This is a genomic window from Kribbella sp. NPDC051718 (assembly GCF_040681515.1).
GTDB lineage: Bacteria > Actinomycetota > Actinomycetes > Propionibacteriales > Kribbellaceae > Kribbella.
The window spans coordinates 45,265-66,520 of record NZ_JBFAYZ010000004.1 but is presented as its reverse complement, the minus strand read 5'-3'; the positions used below and the strand labels follow the sequence as shown (position 1 = coordinate 66,520).

Below are 21,256 nucleotides of genomic sequence, written 5' to 3'. Positions count from 1 at the left end.
CCAGCAATCATTGATTCTCCCTGGGGCGGTAGGAAGAGAGCGTTCTCACGAAAGTAGACGCAGGCTGTGAGGTCGTCAATACTGCACGTGATCGAAACTATTCGAACTTTGAGGGAGTGCGATGTCCGCCCGTCGCCTGAACTTCATCGCTGCGCTCGCCCTACTGTCGGGAGTGCTGATCGCTGTGCCGGGAACCGCCGGCGCCGCTGACGGCCCGACCGACGTCCATACCTATCTGGAGGATCCCGGCCGGGTCGCGGAAGGCCAGGTCGCGCCGCACACCCGGCTCTGGCCGTACGCCGACGACGCGTCCGCAGTACGGGCCGAAGGCTCGCCGTATGTGCGGTCGCTGGACGGCTCGTGGAAGTTCAAGCTCGTCGACAAGCCTGGTGACGTGCCGATCGGGTATCAACTGCCGGGGTATGACGACTCCGGCTGGTCGACGGTCAACGTGCCGCACACGTGGCAGAGCGACTTCCTCGATCACCCGATGTTCCGCAACATCCCTGAGGAGGTCTGGCCGGATGCGCCGCCGAAGGTGCCGCGGGATGTGAATCCGACGGGTGCCTATCTCAAGACCTTCACCGTGCCTGCGGGTGAGGCGGGTCGGCGGCAGTTGCTGCGGTTCGAGGGGGTGACCAGCGGCTACTTCGTCTGGGTCAACGGGAAGTACGTCGGCTATGACCAGGGTGGGTACAGCCCCGCCGAGTTCGACATCACCGATGTGGCGCGCGCTGGACGGAACCTGGTGGCGGTGCAGGTCCATCGGTGGGGGTCGGGGTCGTATCTCGAGGACTACGACCAGTGGCGGTACGCCGGCATCTTCCGCGACGTCTTCTCGTACTCCGTGCCTGCGGCAAGGATCCAGGACGCCTATGTGACAACGGATCTGGACGCTTCCTACCAAGACGCGACGCTCTCCGTCGACGCGGAGCTGGCGGGGACCGAGCCCGGCTCTGTACTGACGGCGACGCTTCGTGATCCTTCGGGTGCGGTGGTGGCGACGCTGACTGGGAGCTCGAAACTCAGTGGGGTCGTGCGCAACCCGGCCAAGTGGTCGGACGAGGCGCCGACGCTCTACAGCTTGGTGCTGTCGCTGAGTGACCCGTCCGGCAACGTTGTGCACCGGACGAGCCAGCGGATCGGGTTCCGCGAGATCGAGGTGCGGGACAAGCAGATCCTGCTGAACGGCAAGCGGATCCTGTTCCGCGGCGTGAACCGCTCCGAGACCGACCCGAAGACCGGCCGGCACATCACCCACGAGGCGATGGAGAAGGACGTCCGGCTGATGAAACAACTCCACATCAACGCCGTCCGTACTTCGCACTACGAGAGCGACCCGTACTGGTACGAGCTCGCCGACAAGTACGGCCTGCTGATCGATGACGAGGTCGACATCGAGACGCACGCGCACGAGTCGTGCCCGTCGGTCTGCCTGGCCAGCAAGCCCGAGTGGCAGGCGGCGTACCACGACCGGTTCGAGGCGATGGTCGAGCGCGACAAGAACCACCCGAGCGTCGTCTTCTGGGACACCGGCAACGAGGCGGGGCTGGGCACCGCGCACTACGCGATGGCGTCCTGGGCTGATCAGAACGAGCCGACCCGGTTGCTGTACCACCAGTCCAACTCGCCCGATGGCGATGCGCCGTACGCCGATGTCGCGGGTCCGCGCTATCCGACGCCGGCATCGCTGGAGAACAAGGCGAAGACGTTCAGCAAGCCGATCGTGATGGGTGAGTATGCCCATGCCATGGGCAACGGTCTGGGTAACTTCGACCAGTTCTGGGCACTGGCCCGCAAGTACCCGTCGATGCAGGGCGGGTTCATCTGGGACTGGGCCGAGCAGAACCTCGAGCAGCCATTGCTCACTACGCCGGACTCGTCTGCCGGGAAGGTCCAGGCGTTCTTCGTCGGCAAGCCGTCGCTGACTGCCGGCCATGACGGCAAGGGCGTCGACCTGTCCAGTCTGGACGACTTCGTCGATGTCTTCCGGTCGCCGTCGCTGGAGGTCCCCGGGCCGCTGACGCTCGACGCGTGGGTGAAGCCGGGGACCTGGACCGGCTCGATGCCGATCCTGACCAAGGGGCAGCAGTACGCGTTGCAGCAGCCGAACGCTTCGACGCTGGAGTTCCGGGTCACTTTGAACGGGCAGCAGAAGGTGGTGACCGCGCCGACGCCGGCTGGGTGGATCGGTAGCTGGCATCGGGTCACCGGGACGTACGACGGGGCTGCGCTGACGTTGTATGTCGATGGGGTGCCGGTCAGGTCGACGCCGGCCACCGGCACGATCGAGCCGGGTCTGTGGGAGGTGAATGTCGGCCGCAATGCGCAGACTCAGCAGGATCAGGTCGGTAGCCGGATCGCGCACGGTGTCTTCGATCAGGTGCGGATCCTGCGGCGTGCTCTCACTGCTGCGGAGATTCTCGGCGGAGCGGACTTTGTGCAGGATGCGGTGCTCGCGCTGGACTTCGAGAGCACTGTCAACGCGGGTCGGTTCGAGAGTCTGGGGATCAGTCTTTCGGGGACTGATGGCCTGGTCGGTACTGATCGCTACCTGCAACCCGAGACGGTTGAGATGGCGTGGGCGCAGTCGCCGTTGCGGTTCTCGTCGAGTGCGCCCGGTGTGGTGACGCTGCGGAACGACCAGCAGTTCGCGCCGCTCACCTTCGACCTGCGCTGGGCCGTCCGGCAGGCCGGCTTCGTTGTTCGTGAGGGAACACTGCCGATGACGTTGCCGCCGGACAGTTCTCGCACCGTGGAGCTGCCGGTGGCCGCGGACAATCCGCGGTCGCTGGAGCGGTTCCTCGACCTGGATGCTGTCAGTGGTGCCGTTTCGGTGCAGCACGATCAGTTCCGTCTTGGTGGCACGGTGGTGACCGGGGTCGGTGGCAAACCTGCCACCGGGAAGCCTGCGGTGGTCACCCAAGGCAACCGGGTCATCGTCTCGGGGAAGGACTTCAGCTACACCTTCGCTGCAGGCAACCTGGTCTCGTTGGTTGCGCGAGGCAAGGAGTTGCTGAAGCGCGGTCCGGAGCTGGATGTCTGGCGACCGCCGACCTCGAACGAGACCTACGACTGGGGAACGGCCGACCGCCAGGTCTGGAACGCGCTCGGCATGGATCGCCTCCAACTGATACCTGGTGCAGCCGGGGTTACGACGTTGCCGGACGGCCGCATCCAGGTGACCGCGCCAAGCGTCGCGGCAGCGCCCGGGCATGCTGCCGAGCTGTCGTTCGAGCAGACGATGACGTACACGATCGATGCGGCGGGCGCGATCACGCTGGCTCACCAGGTGACGCCACACGGCAGCAAGCTCACCGACCTGCCGTACCTGCCGCGTGTCGGCTTGTCCCTGCAACTGCCGGAGACCCTGGGCAAGTTCGCGTACTACGGTCGCGGCCCCGAGGAGAGCTACAACGACAGGGCCTCGGGAACCCGCATCGGCGTCTACCGGAGCACGGTGGACGAGCAGTACGTCCGGTACTCGCGTCCGCAGGCGTACGGCAACCACACCGACACCCGCTGGACGAGCCTCACCGACAGCAGCAACGGCGTACTGGTCGCTGCAGCGAAGGGTGACTCGCTCGACGTCAGTGTGACGCCGTACGACCGGCTGGACCTGGCGGAGTACGACTTCCAGAAGCAACTGGTGCGCAACCGTGGCTGGGTGACGTTGCATGTCGGGGATGCCGAGACGGGGATGGGTGAGACGCCCAACAGCGTTCAGGCGCCGTACCGGATCGACCCGACCCAACCACGCTCGTATTCCGTGACGCTGCGGCCGCTGTCTGCTGCAGAGGCTGTGACGGGCGCGCCGGCGATCACTGGTCCGGCTGCGTGCGATCCGACGACTGCGGTCAAGTCTGAAGGGGAGGCGAAGCAGGGTGTGCCGCAGACCGTCGCGGTGACGGTCACTGGCGAGTGTGCTGAGCCGGTGCGTGGCACTGCGGTCAAGCTGGCGGTGCCGAGTGGCTGGAGCGTCGAGCCCGCCTCCATGGCTCTGGGGGACGTTGTCGCCGGGCAGACGAAGACCGCTTCTTTTGTTGTGACTCCGCCGGTCACTGCGGGCTTCGGCAGCTACGAGTACGTCGCTACGACCACCTATCAGGATGGCTCTGTTGGCGCGACGGCCCGCGTTGACCTACCGCTTGCACCCGGCCAGCGCTGGGCCAGTGACCTCCCGTACGTCGGTACGCCGACCAATGGGTGGGGACCGGTCGAGCGTGACACCAGTAACGGCGAAGACTTCGGTGGAGATGGTGGACCGCTCCGGATCGGTACTACCGGCTATGCCAAGGGATTCGGCGCGCATGCCAACTCGGTGATCACGCTGGACGTGCCTGCGGGGTGTACTCGGTTCGATGCGACCGTCGGCCTGGATACGGAGGTTGGTGGGTCCGGGAGCGTCAGCTTCGAGGTGCGGGGCGACGGCGTAATACTGGCGTCGACTCCGCGGCTCACGGGTGGTGGCAACGGTGTGGCGTTGACTGCCGACCTGGCTGGGCGATCGCAGCTGCAGCTGATCGTCAACGATGCCGGTGACGGCAACGGGTCCGATCACGCCGACTGGGCGGCGGCACGGCTTACTTGTTGAGGGGAGTGAGGGTGGCGCCCGTGCTGAGATGTGCTGTGAGGTTGGCGCGGGCGCTGGTGGATCGCAGGGCGACCAGGTTTCCCTTGTAGGTATGGCCGTTGAGGGAGATGCGGTCGACGCGGCGGCTGCCGGCGGCCAGCAGGTAGGAGTCGCCGGCCGGTGCCTTCCAGTAGGCGGAGGCCAGGACGTTCTGGTCGAAGCGGCTGCAGGCTGCGGTGTCGACTGCCTTGCCTGCTGGGAGTGCTGCGGTGCCGCGTGCCAGTAGCTCGGCGCTGGCCCAGCCGTTGCCGTTCCAGGTGTCCGAGCGGGTGCAGACCCAGTTGCCGACGCCGCCTCCCGGTAGTGGTTGCTCGGCGAAGATCCAGTTGTTGGCTGAGCGGACTCCCTGGCCCTGCAGGGGTTGCAGGCTGCAGGCGGTCTTGGCCCAGGTCAGTAGGGCGGCGGTACTGGTCGCCTCGCGTGGGGAGCGGGCGGCGCCGCTCGACGGTGGTGGCATGTAGGTCAGGTGGACTGGGCTGAGGCCGCCCAGGTACGTGAGGAGGAACGCGTGCTTCTCTGCGACGGTTGAGGCCGAGCGGAGTTGCAGTGTCGGCCAGGAGGCGCAGGTGGGGCGGGCGATCTCGGTGGTGACGCCGTCGGCTCGGGTGAGGTCGGCTGCGGGGGTGTTGGGCTTCACCAGGTTGCGGAGGGTCGCTGTGGCGATCCAGGGGGCGGTGAGGAAGCGGACGCCATCGGCTGACTCGCTGATGACGACGGCTGCGGCTGTGGTGACGTCCGCGTTGTCGGCGCTGGCTATGACCAGTCCGGTGCTACCTGCGCCTTCGGTGTAGCGGGCTAGGCGCTGGCCGTCGTACAGGAGGACTACTGGCTTGTTGTCGACGGTGCCGGAGTACAGGAGCTGTGGGGATTGGATGGGGGCGGCGGTCGGCGTACCGGCTACTCCTGTGCCGGCGCCGGTTGCCCAGGCGTGGAGGGCGTTGGTGAGGAGGGCCTTGTCGGCGAGGCGGTCTCCGCGCGGGGGCCAGGCGGTGAAGTCGACGCGGGCGGTGTCTTGCCACTTGTTGGCTGGGGTGCGTTGCAGGGTGTCCGCAGTGAGCTTGGGGGCGAGCATCAGCTGGGCCTGCGGTGCGGTCAGTGGCTCCTCTTTGCCTGCTGTGGCGATGAGGGAGATGAGGATGACGGCGGCCAGTACTGCGGTGACAGCGATGGCCACTGCGCGGCCGCTGACCTTACGGCCGATCAGGTCGGTCGGTGCGAGGTGGACGGCGCAGGGGTCGGAGGTTGAGACGTCCAGGGGCTCGTCGGCGGTGACCTCTTCGAGCAGGGCAGCCTCGTTGACCGCTGCTTGGGGGTGCTGGATGCCGATGGCTCGCAGTTGCAGCTCGGCCTCGTCGACGGACAGTTGCTCCGCGCGCACGAGCGCCCAGGCGGCCCTGGCTTGCGGGGTGAGGGTGCTGAGCGCCTGGTCGAGTGCCAGGTTGTCCACTGCTCCGAGGCGGGGGAACAGGCGGAGGCCCCAGACCTGCGGTAGCCAGCGGAGCGGCGTACGGGAGGAGGCTTGTCTGATGGCGTCCTGGAGCACGCGGCGGCGGAGGAAGGCGGCGGCGTCGGTCTCACCGGCCAGTAGTCGCTGGAGGCGACGGCGGTCGGGTAGTGCGCGCTGGACGATGCCGTGCGCGGCCAGGATGCGGCGGTGGCGGCCCAGTGAGGACGGCAGGATCAGGTAGGCGAGCCGGACGAAGGAGGGATAGCCCTCGAGCAGCGCGGCCTCGACCTCTGCCGGTCCGACGTTCTTGCTATCGGGCAGGACGTGAATGTCCATGACGGCCTCGCTGCTCCTCGGATCGGTGCTGCTCCCACCGAGAGCCCAACGAGCGACAACGCCGGCAGTCACACCGCACCGCCCACCGCCTGAGACGACATCGCGATGGCTTCCTGACAACTCCCTGACATCGTCTTCATAGGTTGCGGGAGAGGATCACAGCGGTCATGGACAAGGAAGGTCGAAACGTTGCGCGCTCGCAGCTCGGCGATCATCGGCGTGGTCGCCGTCGCGGTGGGTCTCGCCGTCTCGGCCCCGTTCGTGAACTCGGCGGCCGGCTCGGCACTGAGGGGTACCGAGCCGGCCGGCCAAGCAACCGCACCGACTGATCTGGCTGGGACTGTGGCGGTGCTGGATTGGATCGGGCTGGTCACGGGGGATCAGGTGGGGGTTGATGGGAATGGTTCGGTGGTTGCCTTCCGGGCGGGGGCTGGGCGTGGTGGGATCCCGCTGCGGGTCTACTCGTCGCGCGGGCACCTGTACGTCGTACCGGCTGATGCGGCTGCTTTGGTCGAGCGTGGGGTGGTCGACCGGCGGTTGTTCGATGTGAGTCTGCTGGCGCGGCCGGAGTACCGGCGGGGGAGCGCCGAGGGGCTCGCGGTGATCGTGACGTATGCCAAGCCGGGTGCTCGCGAGTTGGTGCGGTCTGGGCAAGGGGTTCGGGTCGAGCATGTCTACACGTCGATCGACGGTGACGGGCTGCGGGTCGGATCGGTCGACGCTTGGCGGCGGTTGACGGCTACGGCGGGGATCAAGCGGGTGTGGCTGGACGTAGTACAGGACTCTTTGTATAGCTGACATGACCGAGGGTGATCGCGGCTATCCTCGGGCCGTGAGCGAGACGAGTGGGGTTCAGCCCAGCGGGGAAGCCGTGACCGGCCGATGGGACGGGGTGGATGTCCACTTCGGCGAGGAAGGTGGCCGGCTCACCTACGGAAGCTATCTGCGGCTGGAGCAGCTGCTCGACCAGCAACGGCTGGAATCGGATCCGCCGGCCCACGACGAGCTGCTGTTCATCACGATCCACCAGGTCTACGAGCTGTGGTTCAAGCAGGTACTGCACGAGATGACCGCGTCGCGCGACGCGATGCTGGCCGGCCACCTGTGGAAGGCGCAGCACCTGCTCCGGCGGGTGCACACGATCGAGCGCACGCTGATCCAGCAGGTCGACGTACTGGAGACGATGACGCCGCAGGACTTCGGCGAGTTCCGGCACCGGTTGTCGCCGGCCAGCGGGTTCCAGTCGGTGCAGTTCCGGGAGATCGAGTTCCTGTCGGGCGCCAAGGATCCGTCGTTCGTGAAGCGGTTCCGCGGGTTGAGCGCGGCTGAGACGGCACGGCTGGAGCAGCGGCTGGCTGAGCCGACGTTGTGGGACGCCTTCCTGGGAGTGCTGGAGCAGGCCGGCTTCTCGACGGCTGATGAGGATGATCTGCGCAAGGCGTTGCAGACGGTGGCTGGCGATCGCAGCAGCTTTGCCGAGATCTGGGAGCTCGCCGAGGCGCTGGTCCAGCATGACGAGCTTGCTGCTGCTTGGCGTGCGCGGCACGTGGTGATGGTCGAGCGGATGATCGGGACGAAGCCTGGTACGGGTGGGTCCTCAGGCGCCGGGTACCTGCGCAGCCGGCTGGATCTTCGGTACTACCCGTTGCTCTGGCATCTGCGGACTTCGCTCTAGACGCTGACTGTCAGCTGGTCGAGCTCTGGCAGATGGCCTTTGGTGCATCGGGCAACTATCTCGACCGGGTGGCCGTCGTGGGTGAGTTCGAGCGGCTCGAGCGGGGCGTGGTGGCGGTTGCTCCACTGGGCCAGCCCGAACACGACGGGCATCAGGTCCTTGCCGCTCTCGGTCAGCTGGTATTCGTACCGGCGGCGCTTGCCCGGCTCCTGGTACTCCGTTTTGGCCAGCACCCCGATGTCGACCAGCGTCTTCAGGCGTCCGGCGGTCGTCGCCTCGGTCAGGCCGGTACGGGCGGCGAAGTCGTCGAAGCGGGTGACGCCGTAGTACGCCTCGCGCAGCAGCAGGATCGCGGATCGCTGCCCGACCGCCTGCAGGGCGAGATCGATCGGGCAGTAGTCGCCGAGCGGCGTTTGGCCCCGCTCGGCCAGGCGGCCTTTCAGCTCAACGTGCATGAACTCACAGTAGCTGCTGACTTGTGTCTTCCATAGTCAGAGATGACTATTGATTTATATAGTCAGCTCGTGCTCAGGAGGCTCGCCATGTCTGCTCGCTCCGCCGTCATCGTCGACGCGGTCCGTACTCCGATCGCCAAGGGCAAGCCGGGTGGCGCCTACAGCGACGTGCATCCCGTCGATCTGCATGCTCACGCACTCCGTGCTCTGGTCGACCGGACGGGGATCGACCCGGCGCTGGTCGATGACGTGATCAGCGGGGCGGTCGGTCAGGTTGGGGAACAGAGCACAAACACGGCTCGCTGGGCGGTACTCGCGGCCGGCTTCCCCGAATCGGTACCAGCGGTGACGGTCGACCGGCAATGCGGAAGCAGCCAGCAGGCGATCCACTTCGCCGCCCAGGGCGTGATGAGCGGCGCCTACGACATCGCCATCGCCTCAGGCGTCGAGTCCATGAGCCGGGTGCCGATCGGCAGTCAGTATCGGGAGTCGGTCGACGGCCAGTCTGTGCTTGCCGATTTCGCCGGGCCGGCTGTTGGTCAGCGGTATGAGCCGGGGCTGATTCCGCAGGGTGTCTCTGCGGAGCTGATCGCCGCGAAGTGGAACTTGAGCCGCGGGCAGCTCGACGAGTTTGCGGCCGAGAGTCACCGGTGTGCGGCTGCGGCGTGGGCGGAAGGGCGGTTCGATGCGGAGGTGGCGCTGCTGAAGACGGACGGTCACGGGCGCGCGTTGGGTATCGACGAAACCATCCGACCTGCGACGACTGTGGAGGTGCTGGCCGGTCTCCGGCCCGCCTTCCAGAACGACTACTTCAGCGGCCGTTATCCCGACATCGACTGGCGCATCACCGCCGGCAACTCTTCTCCGGTCAACGACGGCTCGGCCGCGCTGCTCATCACCAGCGAGGAGGCCGCACGACGCCTCGGCCTGAAGCCCCGCGCCCGCCTCCACACCTTCGCCGTAGCCGGCGACGACCCCGTCATGATGCTCACCGGCATCCTCCCCGCCACCGAAAAGGCGCTCAAGCGAGCCGGCCTGACGCCCGCCGACATCGACGCCTACGAGGTCAACGAAGCCTTCGCGAGCGTCGTGCTCTCCTGGCTGGCCGAAACCGGCGTCGACCCTGCCAAGGTCAACGTCAATGGTGGAGCCCTGGCTATCGGCCACCCGCTCGGCGCCAGCGGCGCCCGCCTGATGACGACCCTGCTCTCAGTCCTGGACCAACGCCAAGGGCGCTACGGCCTCCAGGTCATGTGCGAGGCAGGCGGCCTGGCCAACGCGACCATCATCGAGCGCCTCTGAAGCCATACCGGCGGCTTCGGAGTGGTCGGCTAGTTGTCGGTGGGGCGGTCGAGGGTGTCGAGCAGGCGGGCCAGCACTGCGTCTGGGTTGGTGGTCCAGTCGCCGGTGAGGACGTGGTGGGTCCGCCAGCCGCCTGCGGTGAGTGCTCGTGGGTGAGTGGTCAGACGTTCCAGGAGGGAGTCCGCGGCGACTCGCTCCGGAGTGTCGATCAGTACTGCGAGTCGATGGCCCTCGTGCGTCGGTCGGCGCAGCGCCAGATCGCAGCGGAAGACCGACTCACCGACGCCCGTCTCGACGACGACTCCTTCGGTGCGCAGTCGCTCGGCCAGTTGCTGGGCGACCGCCGATCGGAGCGCATCCCCGGCTCCGGGGCGGCGTACGGCGTACTGGGCGAGGGCTGCTTGGGTGGCTTCGGGGTTGGCTTGGGAGACTGCGTTGGCGTAGGTGAGGAAGCGGCGCAGGGTGTTGGCGCCGTCGTTGTAGGTGTTGGTGATGGCTTCGGGGTCGATGCTGCTGACGATGACCATGTGCTGGCGGGCGCGGCTGAAGATGACGTTGAGCCGCTTCTCGCCGCCGGAGGTGTTGATCGGGCCGAAGTTCATCAGCATCCGGCCGTCGGGGCCGGCGGCGTAGCAGACGCTCATGATGACGATGTCGCGCTCGTCGCCTTGGACGTTCTCCAGGTTCTTCACGAACAGCCCGGCATCCTGCTCGTCCCGCGTCCGCACCTGCTCGGCCTCGTACTGCGCACCGAACACCGGATCGGCCTCGGCAAATTCATCCAGCGCCCGCTCGATCTCCCCTTGCTGCGCCTCCGAGAACGCCACGATGCCAAGGCTCTTCCCGGTGTCGCGCGCCAAGATCTCGCGCACCAGCCCGGCGATCCATCGCGCCTCGGCCGGATTCGTCCGCCGCACATAGACGCCATCGGCAACCCGCACCGCAGTAATACTCCCCGCAAGCATCCCCTCCACAACCTCCGCCACCTGAGACGGCACACCCCCAACCGCACCACCGCCGGGGTGGGTGTTCGCCAGCCGGCCATCGCCGGATCGGGCGCTCGCGGGCGGGCCACCGTCGGGTTGGGGGTTCGAGCGTGCGCCACCGGCAGGTTGGGCATCGGTGGGGCGGGTGTGCGAGGTGGGGGGCTCGTTGCCGGCGCGTACGGTCCAGGGGGGTGCGGGGTGGGCGGGGAGGCGGTCTGGGATGGTGGCCAGGCGGCCTTGGTAGAAAGCTGCGTTGCTGAAGGAGATCAGCGCCTCGGAACGGCTTCGGTAGTGCCAGGTCAGCATGGTCGACGCCAGCCGGAGCGCGCTGATCGCGAGGAAGCTGTCGTCGGACAGCGCGACGCCGACGTGTTCGACCTCGTCGTCGGGGTCCGCGGCTGGGGTGGCGACGCGGAAGTACTGGGTGGGTGGCAGCTGCATCTGGTCGCCGACGACGATCACCTGCGGTGCCCGGTGCAGCGCCGGAATCGCTTCCTCGATGGGGATCTGGCTCGCTTCGTCGTAGATCACCACGTCGAAGGAGGTGTCGAGCGGGAGCGTGTCCGAGACCGACGACGGGCTCATCAACCAGACCGGGCGCAACCGCGAGACGACCTGGCCGGGGTCGCCCGACGCAAGATCGCGGATCGACTTGTAGCGCATGACCTTGCCGAACTCGTGCTCCAGTTCGCGTCGCCCGGCGCTGAACGCCTTCTTGCGCGCCCGTTCCTCCGTCGGCATCCCGGTCACACTCGCCTCCGAGTGCGCGAGCTCACTCAAGAACCGCCGCCGTACCCCGGCCACCACCACCTCGGCGTTGACCGTGGTCAGCTCGTCGTACACCAAACTCAACTCCCCGACGATGGAGTCGAGCCGCGCGGACGTCACATCCCCCAGCAACGGCGCCCCCGCCCGAGCCCGCTCCCACTCCAACCCACAAACCGCATACTCCAACTGCTCCGGAGTACCGTCCAACCCCCGCACCGCGTCCTGCACCCCAGCCGGCACCTCCCCAAACCGCCGCATCACCGAAACCAACCGCTGAACCACCGGCACCACAGCCGGCGACGCCAGCACCTCAACAACCTCCCGCACCCCACCCAACGTCCGTTCCGCATACTCCTCAACCAACAGCCGCCCACTAACCGCCTCGGCAACCTCCAACAACTCCCCAACCCCAGCAAGCCTGCCCGCAACGCCCGCGCCTACAGCGGTGGGTGGCGGGGGTGTTGGGTGGTCGGTGGAGAGGGTGGGTAGCCAAGGGGTTAGGGCTTTGTCTTGGGTTAGGTGGTGGAGGGAATCGGCGAGGGCTGTGGGGTTGGGGGTGCCCCAGGTTTGGAGGGCGTTCTGGGTGCTGGCGGTTACTGCGGTGGTGCTGTCTTGGGCGGCGATCAACGTGGTGAGGAGTTCGGTGATGGTGGGGCGGACGGCTCGGGATGTGGTGTCTGTTCGGGTGTGGACCAGGGATTTGATGCGGCGCCAGTCGGAGGAGAGGAAGGCCAGGAGGGTGCCTTCTTTGCTTTTGGCAACTGTTAGGGCGGAGCGGGCGTCGGCTGGGGGGAGAGGAGTGGTCCAGGCGGCGGCGTCCTGCCAGGCCTTGCTCGGCGGATACGAGCGTCTCGTGGTCGGTGGAGGCGGCTCTTAGTTCGCGGGCTGTGCGGGAGTTGGGGTCGAGGGCGTCGGACTTGCCGCGGTCGGCTAGGGGGAGCATGAGCTTGCCGAGCTCGGTCAGGCGGCGTAGGACGGTGAGGTCGACGGATGACCAACCGTCCGCGGGTGGTGTCAGAGCGGTGGAATCCAAAGCATCGGCGACGGTGGTCCACGCGGTGCGGGCTTCGATGGCTGTGGCGGGGATTTCGGTGTCGGCGCCGGGGGCTGACCAGACCGAGGGGGCGATGAGGCTTAGGGGGCTTCGGGAGAGTACGCCGCCGCTTGAGGGGTCGGCGGCGGCCAAGCTGGACGACAGTTCGCCTACAACCTCGCGGGAAGCCCACCAATCGGCGGGCGACGGGATCAGTTTGCGCTGCGACGGCTCCAGGGATGAACCCCAGGAGGATGAGCGCAGCTCGGCCAGGGTGTTGACGACGGTTCGCAGGGAGGGGGAGCCACCGGCCAGCAGAGACTCGAATTCGCCGACGGTTGCTAGGAGGAGGTCCACCCGGGCCACCAGTGCGTCCCGGCGTACGGTCAGATCTTCTAGATCGTCTGAGGCAGCGAGCCAGGTCTCGTAGGTGTCGCGCAAGCCGTGGACGAAGGCCTTCTTGTCGGCTTGGGAGTCATGGATGAGCGTGCAGAGCCCGTCCAGCCGCCGGCTGACCAGGCGGGCGTGGACGACGTCGAGCGCCGCGCGTTTCTGGCAGACGAAGAGAACCCGCTGACCGCGCGCCACGAAGTCGGCGATCATGTTGGTGATCGTCTGCGACTTACCTGTCCCCGGCGGTCCTTGGATGACGAAGCTTTCGCCGCGCTGCGCCCGCGCGACCGCCGCCACCTGTGAGCCGTCGGCCGGCACGACCAGATGGCGCGCCGACGTCGGCAGCTCAGGCGGATCGCTCACCAACGGGCGCGGCCGATCCGAGAACAGTTGGTCGAAGGACGGGCACGACCGATCCGTCTCGAGCAGTTCGTCGTAGTCGCGGACGAGGCCGAGCGTTCGGTAGTTGAAGTTCGCCAGCGCGACCGCGCACAGATCGACGTCCCACGAATACGGGCTGCCGTCGTCGCCCGTCTCCAGCGTGTAGCTGTCGGTCTCGATCGCGCCCGGCCGGCGCGGCTCGCCGAACACGACACTCAGCGGCAACTCCTGCACAGCAAGCTGATTGCGGAAGATCTGCACCCCGAGCGGCTGATAGTCCGGCCGCCGGTACGAGTAGGAATAGTGCCGTCCGCCGAACTCGTTCGCCGTGTTCCCGTGCTGCCGCCGCCGGTAGTTCCGCAGCTTCACCATCGCGCGCTGCCGGACGAGATCGATCCGCGGCTTGGCACGCAAGTGCAGTTGCAGCCCGGGCTCGGACGCCTGCAGCTCGGCCCGCAACTTCTCGTGCAGTACTTCGACAGCGTCCGGCTCGCTCAGATCCACCTTGGCCGGGAGGTTGATCCCGTACAGCTGGTGCAGGTGATGGCGCAGCGTCGGGTTGATCTCGGCGATCGGGTCGGTGATCCGCAGCGTGTACGAATCGCGCACGCCCCGCTTCTTCGCGAGCTCGACCTTGACCAGCACCAGCGGCGAGGTCAGCCGCGTCGCCGGATCGTTCTTCAGATCGTGCCAGCGCAGGAACGCCGGGACGAGCCGCAGCTGGTCCTGCCCGTACTCCGCTCGGTCGCGCCTGGCCGTCGAGATCAGCTTGTCCAGCGCGGAGGCGGCGTACGGGGCTTCGTCGTACCGGATCCATCTGCCGAGCGGTCTGGCCTTGCCGTCGACGAGTTGCGCGGCGAGATCGGCGTTCCAGGTGAAGAGCTGCTCGGCGCGGATGTTGCGCACGTCGAGCATCAGCGGGACCGAGACCTCGGTGAGGTTGATCGTCTGGGCGGTATGCCGGAAGCTGACCAGCCGGTTGCGGCGGGAGAGGTCGAAAAGCCTGTCCCGCAAGGCTTTCAGGACTGCCTCGCGCCGGTCCGCCGTGTCGCGGGTGATCGCGTCGACGTCGAAGTCGAGCGGCTGGTCGCGGTAGTTCTCCAGTTGCTCGATCAGCGAGCGCAGGTCCTGGGCGCGGTGGTGACGATCGGGCTCGGCCATCTGCGAAGCCACCGAGACGATCACCGGATGCAGCGAACCGGTCAGCGCATAGAAGTTGCCTCGGGCATCGATCAGCCGGGCGACGTCCTCGGTGCGGGACAGGTCGAGCCCGCAGCCGAGGCCGATCAGGAGCTGGCCGAGGCTGAAGATGTCGGTCAGCGGATCGTGATGACCGAGGACGTGCTCCCAGCTCTGCCAGCCCGGCACGAGCGCCGGCGCGGTGATCGCCGCGGGCGTCGGCTCGGTCACCTGCAACTGCGGTCGCCCGCCGCTCTCGCCGAGGTCGAGCTCGGTCTGACGGTGTGCGACCACCTCGACCGCCGAGGCCCGATGCCCTTCCCTGGCGGCGATTTCGGCGGCTTGGACGACTGGGCGTGACGCACCTTCCGGTGCGAAACCCAGTCTGGTCCGGTCGTCGACGGTGATCCGGTCGAGCCCACGCAACGGCGCGACCAGGCCGCGCTCGTGCACCTCCGCGGTGGCATGGAACAGCGGCAGGACCGCGGCCAGCAAGGCGTCGTTGCCGAGCCCGCCCTGCGAGACGGCCAGCGCGACGAGATCCCTCATACCGTCGCCAACTGCGGCGGGGGTCCTCATGTCGCCGCCACCAGCGGCAGGGGTTGTCATGGCGTCACCGCCTGGGTCAGCTCGGCCCGGCGCTTGTCGCTCCAGCCGAGCTCGTCGTCGGCCAGATCGTCGTACTCCGAAAGCCCGGCCCGCCGTGCCACCCGCAGCGACGCGATGAGCCCGTCATCACCCAGCTCGGGGTCGGCCGTCGCGAGATCGAGCAGGAGATAGCAGAGGTACTGCCGGGTCGCACCCGTCAACGCGCGTGGCCGTGGGATCGGTGCGCCGTCGACCGGCCGGATCGCCAACGGTTCGTCGAAGCGCGGCACCGCACCACCCGGTACGCCGAGAGGCCCGGGCGGATCCGCGAACCCGGCCGCAAACGTGGCGACCGTGTCCGAACGCAGCCCCTCCGAATGGGCGATGTGCGCCGCGAAGTCCATGCTCAGCTCGCGCAACAACGCGGCGTCGAGCAGATCGGGCGAGTCGACGTCGAGCGGGCCGGTCAGCAGCACCTCCACGTCTTCGTCGGCCAGCCAGTTCTGGAGTGCCCAGGCGCGAGCGACTCCTTCGGGGTGGCTCGTCCCGCGGCTGCCGGTGCTCAGGTCCAGCTCATTCGCTTGGCGGAGATAGGCGGTCGGATCGACGGAGCCCAGTCCTGTTTGGACTTTCAGTAACGCGCGCACCGTAGTACCGAGGTCTCCACAGGCGACGAGGGCACCACGGTCGGCGAACAGTTCGCAGGCCATCACCCAGCGGCGACGAGTCTCCAAATACTGCGCTGGGGTGCGCGCGTCGGCGGCCGCCGCGTCGAGCAGCCGGTCGACCGCCAGATACGCGCCGTCCTCCACGGTCCACAGCACCCGATGCGCCAACTCGTGCCCGCAGACCGCCGTCAGCTCATCCGGATCCAACCGATCCAGCAGCGGTCCTTCAAAGAGAATCACCGCCCGATCGCCCTGATGCAGCAACGACGCATTGGGCTGCCCGGCCCCTTGCGCCTGGAAGAACTCGATCTCCACCTGAAGCCCGAGTGCCTCCGCCGCCCGCCGCCCCGCCGCATGCAACTCGGCGTGACTCTCCGCCTCGAGCCGGTACGTGTTCCGCAGCAGTACGTCGCTCAGCCCGTCATCCCGCGCGTCCCCGTCCCGCAAAGCCGTCCAGGCGCGCTCATCCACCCGGCGTACCTGCGACAGGACGGCCCGGTGATAACCCAGCACTCCAAGCGACTTCTCAACCACAACGTCACCTTAACGACCCCCACTGACAGAAAGTTCACGCCGACCGCCGACGAACACCGCCTGGGGTGAACGCAGTGTGGGGATGTCGGTGGTCGGGTTGCCGGAGACAACCAAGAGGTCGGCGTCGGCGCCGGGGGTGAGGTGGCCTTTGGTGGGGAGGTTGAGGGCGGTTGCGGCGTGGAGGGTGGCGGTGGTCAGGGCCGCTGTGGGGGAGACGCCGCCTTCGGTGAGGGCGATGATGGACTCTGGGAAGACGCCATGGGCCTTGCCGGGGCCGATGCCGGCGTCGGAGCCGGAGATGATGCGTACTCCGGATTGGTGGAGACGGGCAAACAGGCGATTGCGGCTGCTGAGGTCAGTGCCTGTACTACTCAGTCGCTCGAGTACTGCGGGTGGCGGGCTCATGCCGGGAAGGATGCCCAGCGTCGGGCAGACCGGAGTACCGGAAGCGGCAAGGTCGCTGATGACGGACTCGTCGACGGTGACTCCGGATGCTGTGATGAAAGAGCAGTGTTCGATGCTGTCGACGCCTGCCGCGAGGGCGAAGCGGATGGCATCCAGGGAGTGGGCGTGGGCTGTCACCGGGAGGCCAACGGTGTGGGATTCCTCAACTACTACAAGGAGTTCCGCGGCGGTGAACTGGGCGGCGGCCGGGTCGGTGCCGGGGGTGTTGACGCCGCCACTGGCCATGATCTTGACGACTTCGGCTCCGCGGGAAGCTCGCTCGCGAACGGCTGCGCGCAGTGCGTCGTCGCCGGAGACGGCGCCGCCCATGTTCCAGCAGTGACCGTTGGGAGTGGTGATCGGTGGTCCGCTGGCGAGGATGGTCGGTAGTAGGGCGCCAGAATGTCGGGCGCGCCAGTCGACGACCGCCCAGTCGCGGTCGCCCAGGTCTCGTACGGTCGTCACGCCGCTGGCCAGATGCATCCGCAGCGAGTTCTCGATGACCGCATCCAGCTCGGTCGCGGTGAAGTCGGGGATGCGGTCGAGGGCGCCTGGGTTGCTGTCGCAACAGAGGTGTACGTGGGTGTCGATCAGGCCCGGCAGGACAGTGCAGCCGTCGAAGCGGATCACCTCGCACCCGGCGGGCGTAGTACCGGCTGGTCCGACGCTGACGATCCGGCCACCGTCGACGAGCACGACGGCGCCGCCGCCGGAGTACAACTCTCCGTCGAACACGCCGTCGGCCTCGATCCCGATCATGAACCGACGGTACTAGTGTCAGCCCGCTCGCACATGGGCATTGGTGGGGTAACCGATCGAGGAGATGACCGGCGTGAAGCTCTACTCCGATGTGGGTGTGCAGCGGTTCGGGCAGGCTTTCGGGGATCTGCTGTTGCTGGGCTGGATCGCGTTTTGTACCGCGCTCGGGCTGACCGTCTTCAAGATCACCAATGCGCTGGGCTACCCCGGTCGCAAGACGGCCGAGGCCGGTGACGGGCTGGCGGCCGACCTGCACCGGTTCTCGGAACCGGTGGGCAAGGTGCCGGCGGTCGGCGACGAGTTGCGCGCGCCGATCGACGGAGCGGCGAATGCGGCGTCCAGGCTGGCCGAGGCGGGGCGGGACCAGGCGCACGCGGTCGAGCAGTTGGCCTATCTGTTGGCCGGCGTGACGATCGGGTTGCCCGTGCTGTTCGCGTTGCTGATCTGGCTGCCGCGGCGGATCAGGTTCTCCAGGCGCGCGACGGCCGCGCGGAGGTTCATCGACAACGCGGCCGACCTCGACCTGTTCGCGCTCCGGGCGATGGCCAACCAGCCGATGCACAAGCTGGCGAAGATCTCCGACGACCCGGTCACCGCCTGGCGCGAGGGCGACACGGCCGTCATCACCCGACTCGCCGACCTGGAACTTCGCAGTACCGGCCTGAGACTGCCGACCCCCTAGCTACCCTCGACAGCATGGCAAGGGTTCTGCTGGTTGAGGATGATGACGCGATCCGGACGTCGCTGGGCAAGTCGCTCACGGCCGCCGGGCATGCGGTCACGGCGCTCGCCAGTGGGGCCGAAGGGGTCGCGGCGGTTGCCCGGGACAAGCCCGACGTGATGTTGCTCGATCTCGGGCTGCCGGATCTCGACGGGCGGGACGTGCTCGCGATGGTTCGCGCGGTCAGCGACGTACCGGTGATCGTCGCGACGGCCCGTGACGACGACGCGAGCGTGGTACGGCTGCTCGACGCCGGCGCTGACGACTACGTGATCAAGCCGTTCAGCTCCGTCCAGATCGACGCCCGGATTCGGGCGGTACTACGCCGAGGCGGCCCCGACCAGCAGGAGGAGTCGACGCTCAGCCTCGGCGCGCTCTCCATCGACCCGCGGAGCCGCGAGGTGACCGTCGACGGCCAACCCGTCGACCTGACCCGCAAGGAGTTCGACCTCCTCCTCGCCCTGTCGCGTCGGGCGGGGACGGTCGTGACGAAGCGCGAGCTGCTGGCCGAGGTCTGGGGTCTGCCGTGGGGTGGCGGCGATCGTACTGTCGACGTCCACCTCTCCTGGCTGCGCCGCAAGCTCGGCGAGACGGCCGCCGAGCCGCGCTTCCTGCACAGCGTCCGCGGCGTCGGCGTGAAGCTCGCATCTCCGGAAGCAGGCTGACGATGCGCCGCCGGATCCTGCTGCTCTCGGTCGGCATGACCACCCTGGTCGTGCTCGCCTTCGCGATCCCGCTCACTCTGCTGCTGCGCAACGCCGCCGCCGACGAGTCGCTCAAGGCTGCTCGCTACCAGGCCGAGAACGTCGCGTACTACGTCGGCGACAGGGACCACACGGCCGCCGACATCCAGGCGTACATCGACGAGGTCAAGAAGAACAGCGCCGGCCGGATCTCCGTCCGCCTCCCCAACGGCACCACCCTCGGCGACCCGCCACCCGGCGGCGTCGCCGATCCCAAGCCGGTGCCGGGCGACGATGACGACGACAACGACGACAAGCACGGCCCGCCGAAACTCTCGACCGCATCCTCCCGCGCCATCGGCGGCGGCAAAGCGACGGACATCAGCGTCGGTACGCCGACCGGCCCCGCGACCGTATGCCTCTACCTGACCGCCGACGAACTGTACGAGGGCCTGCCCACCCGCCTCCTGATCCTGCTCGGCGGAAGCCTCCTGGTCCTCCTCCTCAGCGTGATCGGCGCCGAACTCGTCTCCCGCCGCCTGGCCCGCCCCCTGGAAGAAACAGCCCGTACCGCGGAACGCCTGGCCCGGGGCGACGTCGACGCGCGAGCCCCCACGACCGGCCCGGCCGAGGTGGCCAAGGTCGGCGCCGCCCTCAACGGTCTCGCCGATCGCATCGACGAGGTCATCGCCGTCGAACGTGAAGCCGTCGCCGACCTCTCGCACCGCCTCCGCACCCCGCTCACCGCACTCCGTCTGCAGGTCGAGGCGCTCCCCGACCGCGAGCGAGCCGAGGAGCTCAACACCCAGGTCAACAGCCTCGAGCGCACCCTCACCGCTGTCATCAGCGCGGCCCGCCGACCCCAACGCGAGGGCCGTGTCCCACACTGCGACGCAGTCGAGGTGACTCGCGCCCGGGCCGCCTTCTGGGCCCCACTGTTCGAGGACCAAGGCCGGGACCTGGTACTTGACCTAGTGCAGCCGCCTGCCATGGTCCGCGCCTCAGCCGACGACCTGTCCGCGGCACTCGACGCCCTCGTGGAGAACGTCGTCGCCCACACGCCCGACGGCACCCCGGCGCGGATCATCCTCACCCGGCAGCCGGTCGGCGGCAGTGCCGGCGTACTGATCGTCGTAGCCGATGAAGGCCCGGGGATCCCACTAGGAGCAGGGGAGCGCGGCCGCAGCGACCGCGGCTCCACCGGCCTAGGCCTTGACATAGCCCGTCGTTGCGCCGAGGCCGCCGGTGGCCGGCTGACCATCCACCCGAACCTCCCGCGCGGCTCCTCCGTCCACCTGACCCTCGCGGCGCCTTGAGGCGACCGCGAGGCCGATCATGACGGCAGGGATGAGCAGGTCGTAGATCAGGACGCCACCGGTGTTGCCCGGCGCGTGGTCGCCGTTGGCGAACCATTGGTACAGGTGGCCGATCACCGCGCCCCAGAGGAACATGCCCGCACCGAGGCCGATGGTGATGCGCTCTCTCGCCGAAGCTGACGGTGAGGCGGCGCGCAAGCCCAGCACTGCGAGGCAGAGGTTGGCGAAGGCGATCTCGAACTCGAACGGCGTCTGCCCGAACCCGATCGCGGTGGACATCACATCCGGGATCAGGATGAACGAGATCGTCATCCACAGGCTGCCGCAGCCGAGGGCGGCGATCGCCCACCAGCGTTGCCAGGTCTCCAGCTTCGCCTCGGCGGACGGGCTGTGGCGGGTGCGGATCGTTGCGCCCACGACCGCGATCAGCAGCCAGAGCAGGGGAACAGAGGTCTGTACGAGATAGGAAGGTGTGCTCATGTGATCGAGTGTTGCATGGTTAATATTAACTGCGCAAGATTCAGGTATGCTCGCCTGGTGGATGACGGACTCGCAGACCTGCTGCATCGCGTGGTGTTCCTGCTCGGAGAGGCCGCGCGGCAACGCGGTGACGGCCCCGGCGACCTGACTTACAGCCAGCTCCGCCTGCTGGGCACCCTGGAAGACATTCAGCCGGCGACCCAGCACCGACTCGCGCAGGCGTTGCTGGTCTCCGACCCAGCGGTCAGCCGGGCCCTCGGTCCACTGGAAGCGGCTGGTCTGGTGCAAGTCACCCAGGACCCCGACCACGGCCGCCGCCGTCTCGTCACCATCACCGAAGCCGGCCGTAAAGCCTTCCACGACGGCGGAAAGCCCCTCTACGACCAGCTCCGCACCTATCTACAGCAAGCCGGCTTCCCCTACGACCGGTACTTGGCCGACACCGCCAAACTGGCCCAACTCCTCAAGGACTGAG

Annotated in this window: 15 protein-coding genes; 8 read left to right on the top strand and 7 right to left on the bottom strand. The window is 67.8% G+C overall.

The window, feature by feature from the left end; genetic code table 11:
* The first annotated feature begins 121 nt into the window (after positions 1-121).
* Positions 122-4,594, top strand: coding sequence for a glycoside hydrolase family 2 TIM barrel-domain containing protein (locus tag AB0M15_RS15930; protein ID WP_363818607.1), 4,473 nt, complete (start codon positions 122-124; stop codon positions 4,592-4,594).
* Here AB0M15_RS15930 and AB0M15_RS15925 read toward each other — a convergent pair.
* Positions 4,584-6,416: a hypothetical protein gene (locus AB0M15_RS15925; RefSeq protein ID WP_363818604.1), complete on the bottom strand. Its 1,833-nt coding sequence runs from the start codon at positions 6,414-6,416 to the stop codon at positions 4,584-4,586. The genes AB0M15_RS15930 and AB0M15_RS15925 overlap by 11 nt on opposite strands.
* 189 nt (positions 6,417-6,605) lie before the next feature.
* Here AB0M15_RS15925 and AB0M15_RS15920 point away from each other — a divergent pair, with 189 nt between their 5' ends.
* A complete protein-coding gene (locus tag AB0M15_RS15920) occupies positions 6,606-7,214 on the top strand; it encodes a hypothetical protein (protein ID WP_363818601.1) in 609 nt (202 codons plus the stop codon).
* A 34-nt stretch (positions 7,215-7,248) separates the two neighbouring features.
* Positions 7,249-8,091: a tryptophan 2,3-dioxygenase family protein gene (locus AB0M15_RS15915; RefSeq protein ID WP_363818598.1), complete on the top strand. Its 843-nt coding sequence runs from the start codon at positions 7,249-7,251 to the stop codon at positions 8,089-8,091.
* On the opposite strand, the gene AB0M15_RS15910 is transcribed toward AB0M15_RS15915, so the two are convergent.
* Positions 8,088-8,546 (bottom strand): helix-turn-helix domain-containing protein, encoded by a 459-nt coding sequence (locus AB0M15_RS15910; protein WP_363818596.1) that lies wholly within the window; start codon positions 8,544-8,546, stop codon positions 8,088-8,090. The genes AB0M15_RS15915 and AB0M15_RS15910 overlap by 4 nt on opposite strands.
* A gap of 87 nt (positions 8,547-8,633) precedes the next feature.
* Here AB0M15_RS15910 and AB0M15_RS15905 point away from each other — a divergent pair, with 87 nt between their 5' ends.
* Positions 8,634-9,848 carry a thiolase family protein gene (locus AB0M15_RS15905; protein WP_363818594.1) on the top strand — a complete coding sequence of 405 codons (1,215 nt, stop codon included), beginning with the start codon at positions 8,634-8,636 and terminating at the stop codon, positions 9,846-9,848.
* A 29-nt stretch (positions 9,849-9,877) separates the two neighbouring features.
* On the opposite strand, the gene AB0M15_RS15900 is transcribed toward AB0M15_RS15905, so the two are convergent.
* Genes AB0M15_RS15900 through AB0M15_RS15885 form a run of 4 tightly spaced genes read right to left on the bottom strand, consistent with a single transcriptional unit; the run spans position 9,878 to position 17,581 of the window.
* Complete coding sequence (locus tag AB0M15_RS15900) at positions 9,878-12,001, bottom strand: AAA domain-containing protein (protein ID WP_363818591.1); 2,124 nt, start codon at positions 11,999-12,001, stop codon at positions 9,878-9,880.
* Entirely contained in the window at positions 11,976-15,137 is a 3,162-nt protein-coding gene (locus AB0M15_RS15895; protein WP_363818587.1) for a DUF4011 domain-containing protein, read from the bottom strand. The genes AB0M15_RS15900 and AB0M15_RS15895 overlap by 26 nt, the downstream gene beginning before the upstream one ends.
* Positions 15,138-15,193: 56 nt before the next feature.
* Positions 15,194-16,378, bottom strand: a complete 1,185-nt coding sequence (locus tag AB0M15_RS15890; RefSeq protein ID WP_363818584.1) for a M48 family metalloprotease — start codon at positions 16,376-16,378, stop codon at positions 15,194-15,196.
* A 9-nt stretch (positions 16,379-16,387) separates the two neighbouring features.
* On the bottom strand, positions 16,388-17,581 hold the full coding sequence (locus tag AB0M15_RS15885) for an amidohydrolase family protein (protein ID WP_363818582.1): 1,194 nt from the start codon (positions 17,579-17,581) through the stop codon (positions 16,388-16,390).
* A 64-nt stretch (positions 17,582-17,645) separates the two neighbouring features.
* Between AB0M15_RS15885 and AB0M15_RS15880 the strand changes: the two genes are divergently transcribed.
* Genes AB0M15_RS15880 through AB0M15_RS15870 form a run of 3 tightly spaced genes read left to right on the top strand, consistent with a single transcriptional unit; the run spans position 17,646 to position 20,301 of the window.
* Positions 17,646-18,263, top strand: a complete 618-nt coding sequence (locus AB0M15_RS15880) for a hypothetical protein (RefSeq protein WP_363818579.1) — start codon at positions 17,646-17,648, stop codon at positions 18,261-18,263.
* A 14-nt stretch (positions 18,264-18,277) separates the two neighbouring features.
* The gene (locus tag AB0M15_RS15875) at positions 18,278-18,967 is read left to right on the top strand and encodes a response regulator transcription factor (protein ID WP_363818576.1); all 690 of its coding nucleotides are present in this window, start codon (positions 18,278-18,280) and stop codon (positions 18,965-18,967) included.
* A gap of 2 nt (positions 18,968-18,969) precedes the next feature.
* Entirely contained in the window at positions 18,970-20,301 is a 1,332-nt protein-coding gene (locus AB0M15_RS15870) for a HAMP domain-containing sensor histidine kinase (protein ID WP_363818573.1), read from the top strand.
* Here AB0M15_RS15870 and AB0M15_RS15865 read toward each other — a convergent pair.
* Positions 20,191-20,781, bottom strand: a complete 591-nt coding sequence (locus tag AB0M15_RS15865) for a DUF6790 family protein (RefSeq protein ID WP_363818570.1) — start codon at positions 20,779-20,781, stop codon at positions 20,191-20,193. The genes AB0M15_RS15870 and AB0M15_RS15865 overlap by 111 nt on opposite strands.
* 57 nt (positions 20,782-20,838) lie before the next feature.
* Here AB0M15_RS15865 and AB0M15_RS15860 point away from each other — a divergent pair, with 57 nt between their 5' ends.
* Complete coding sequence (locus AB0M15_RS15860; protein ID WP_363818567.1) at positions 20,839-21,255, top strand: MarR family transcriptional regulator; 417 nt, start codon at positions 20,839-20,841, stop codon at positions 21,253-21,255.
* The last annotated feature ends 1 nt before the right edge of the window (position 21,256 follow it).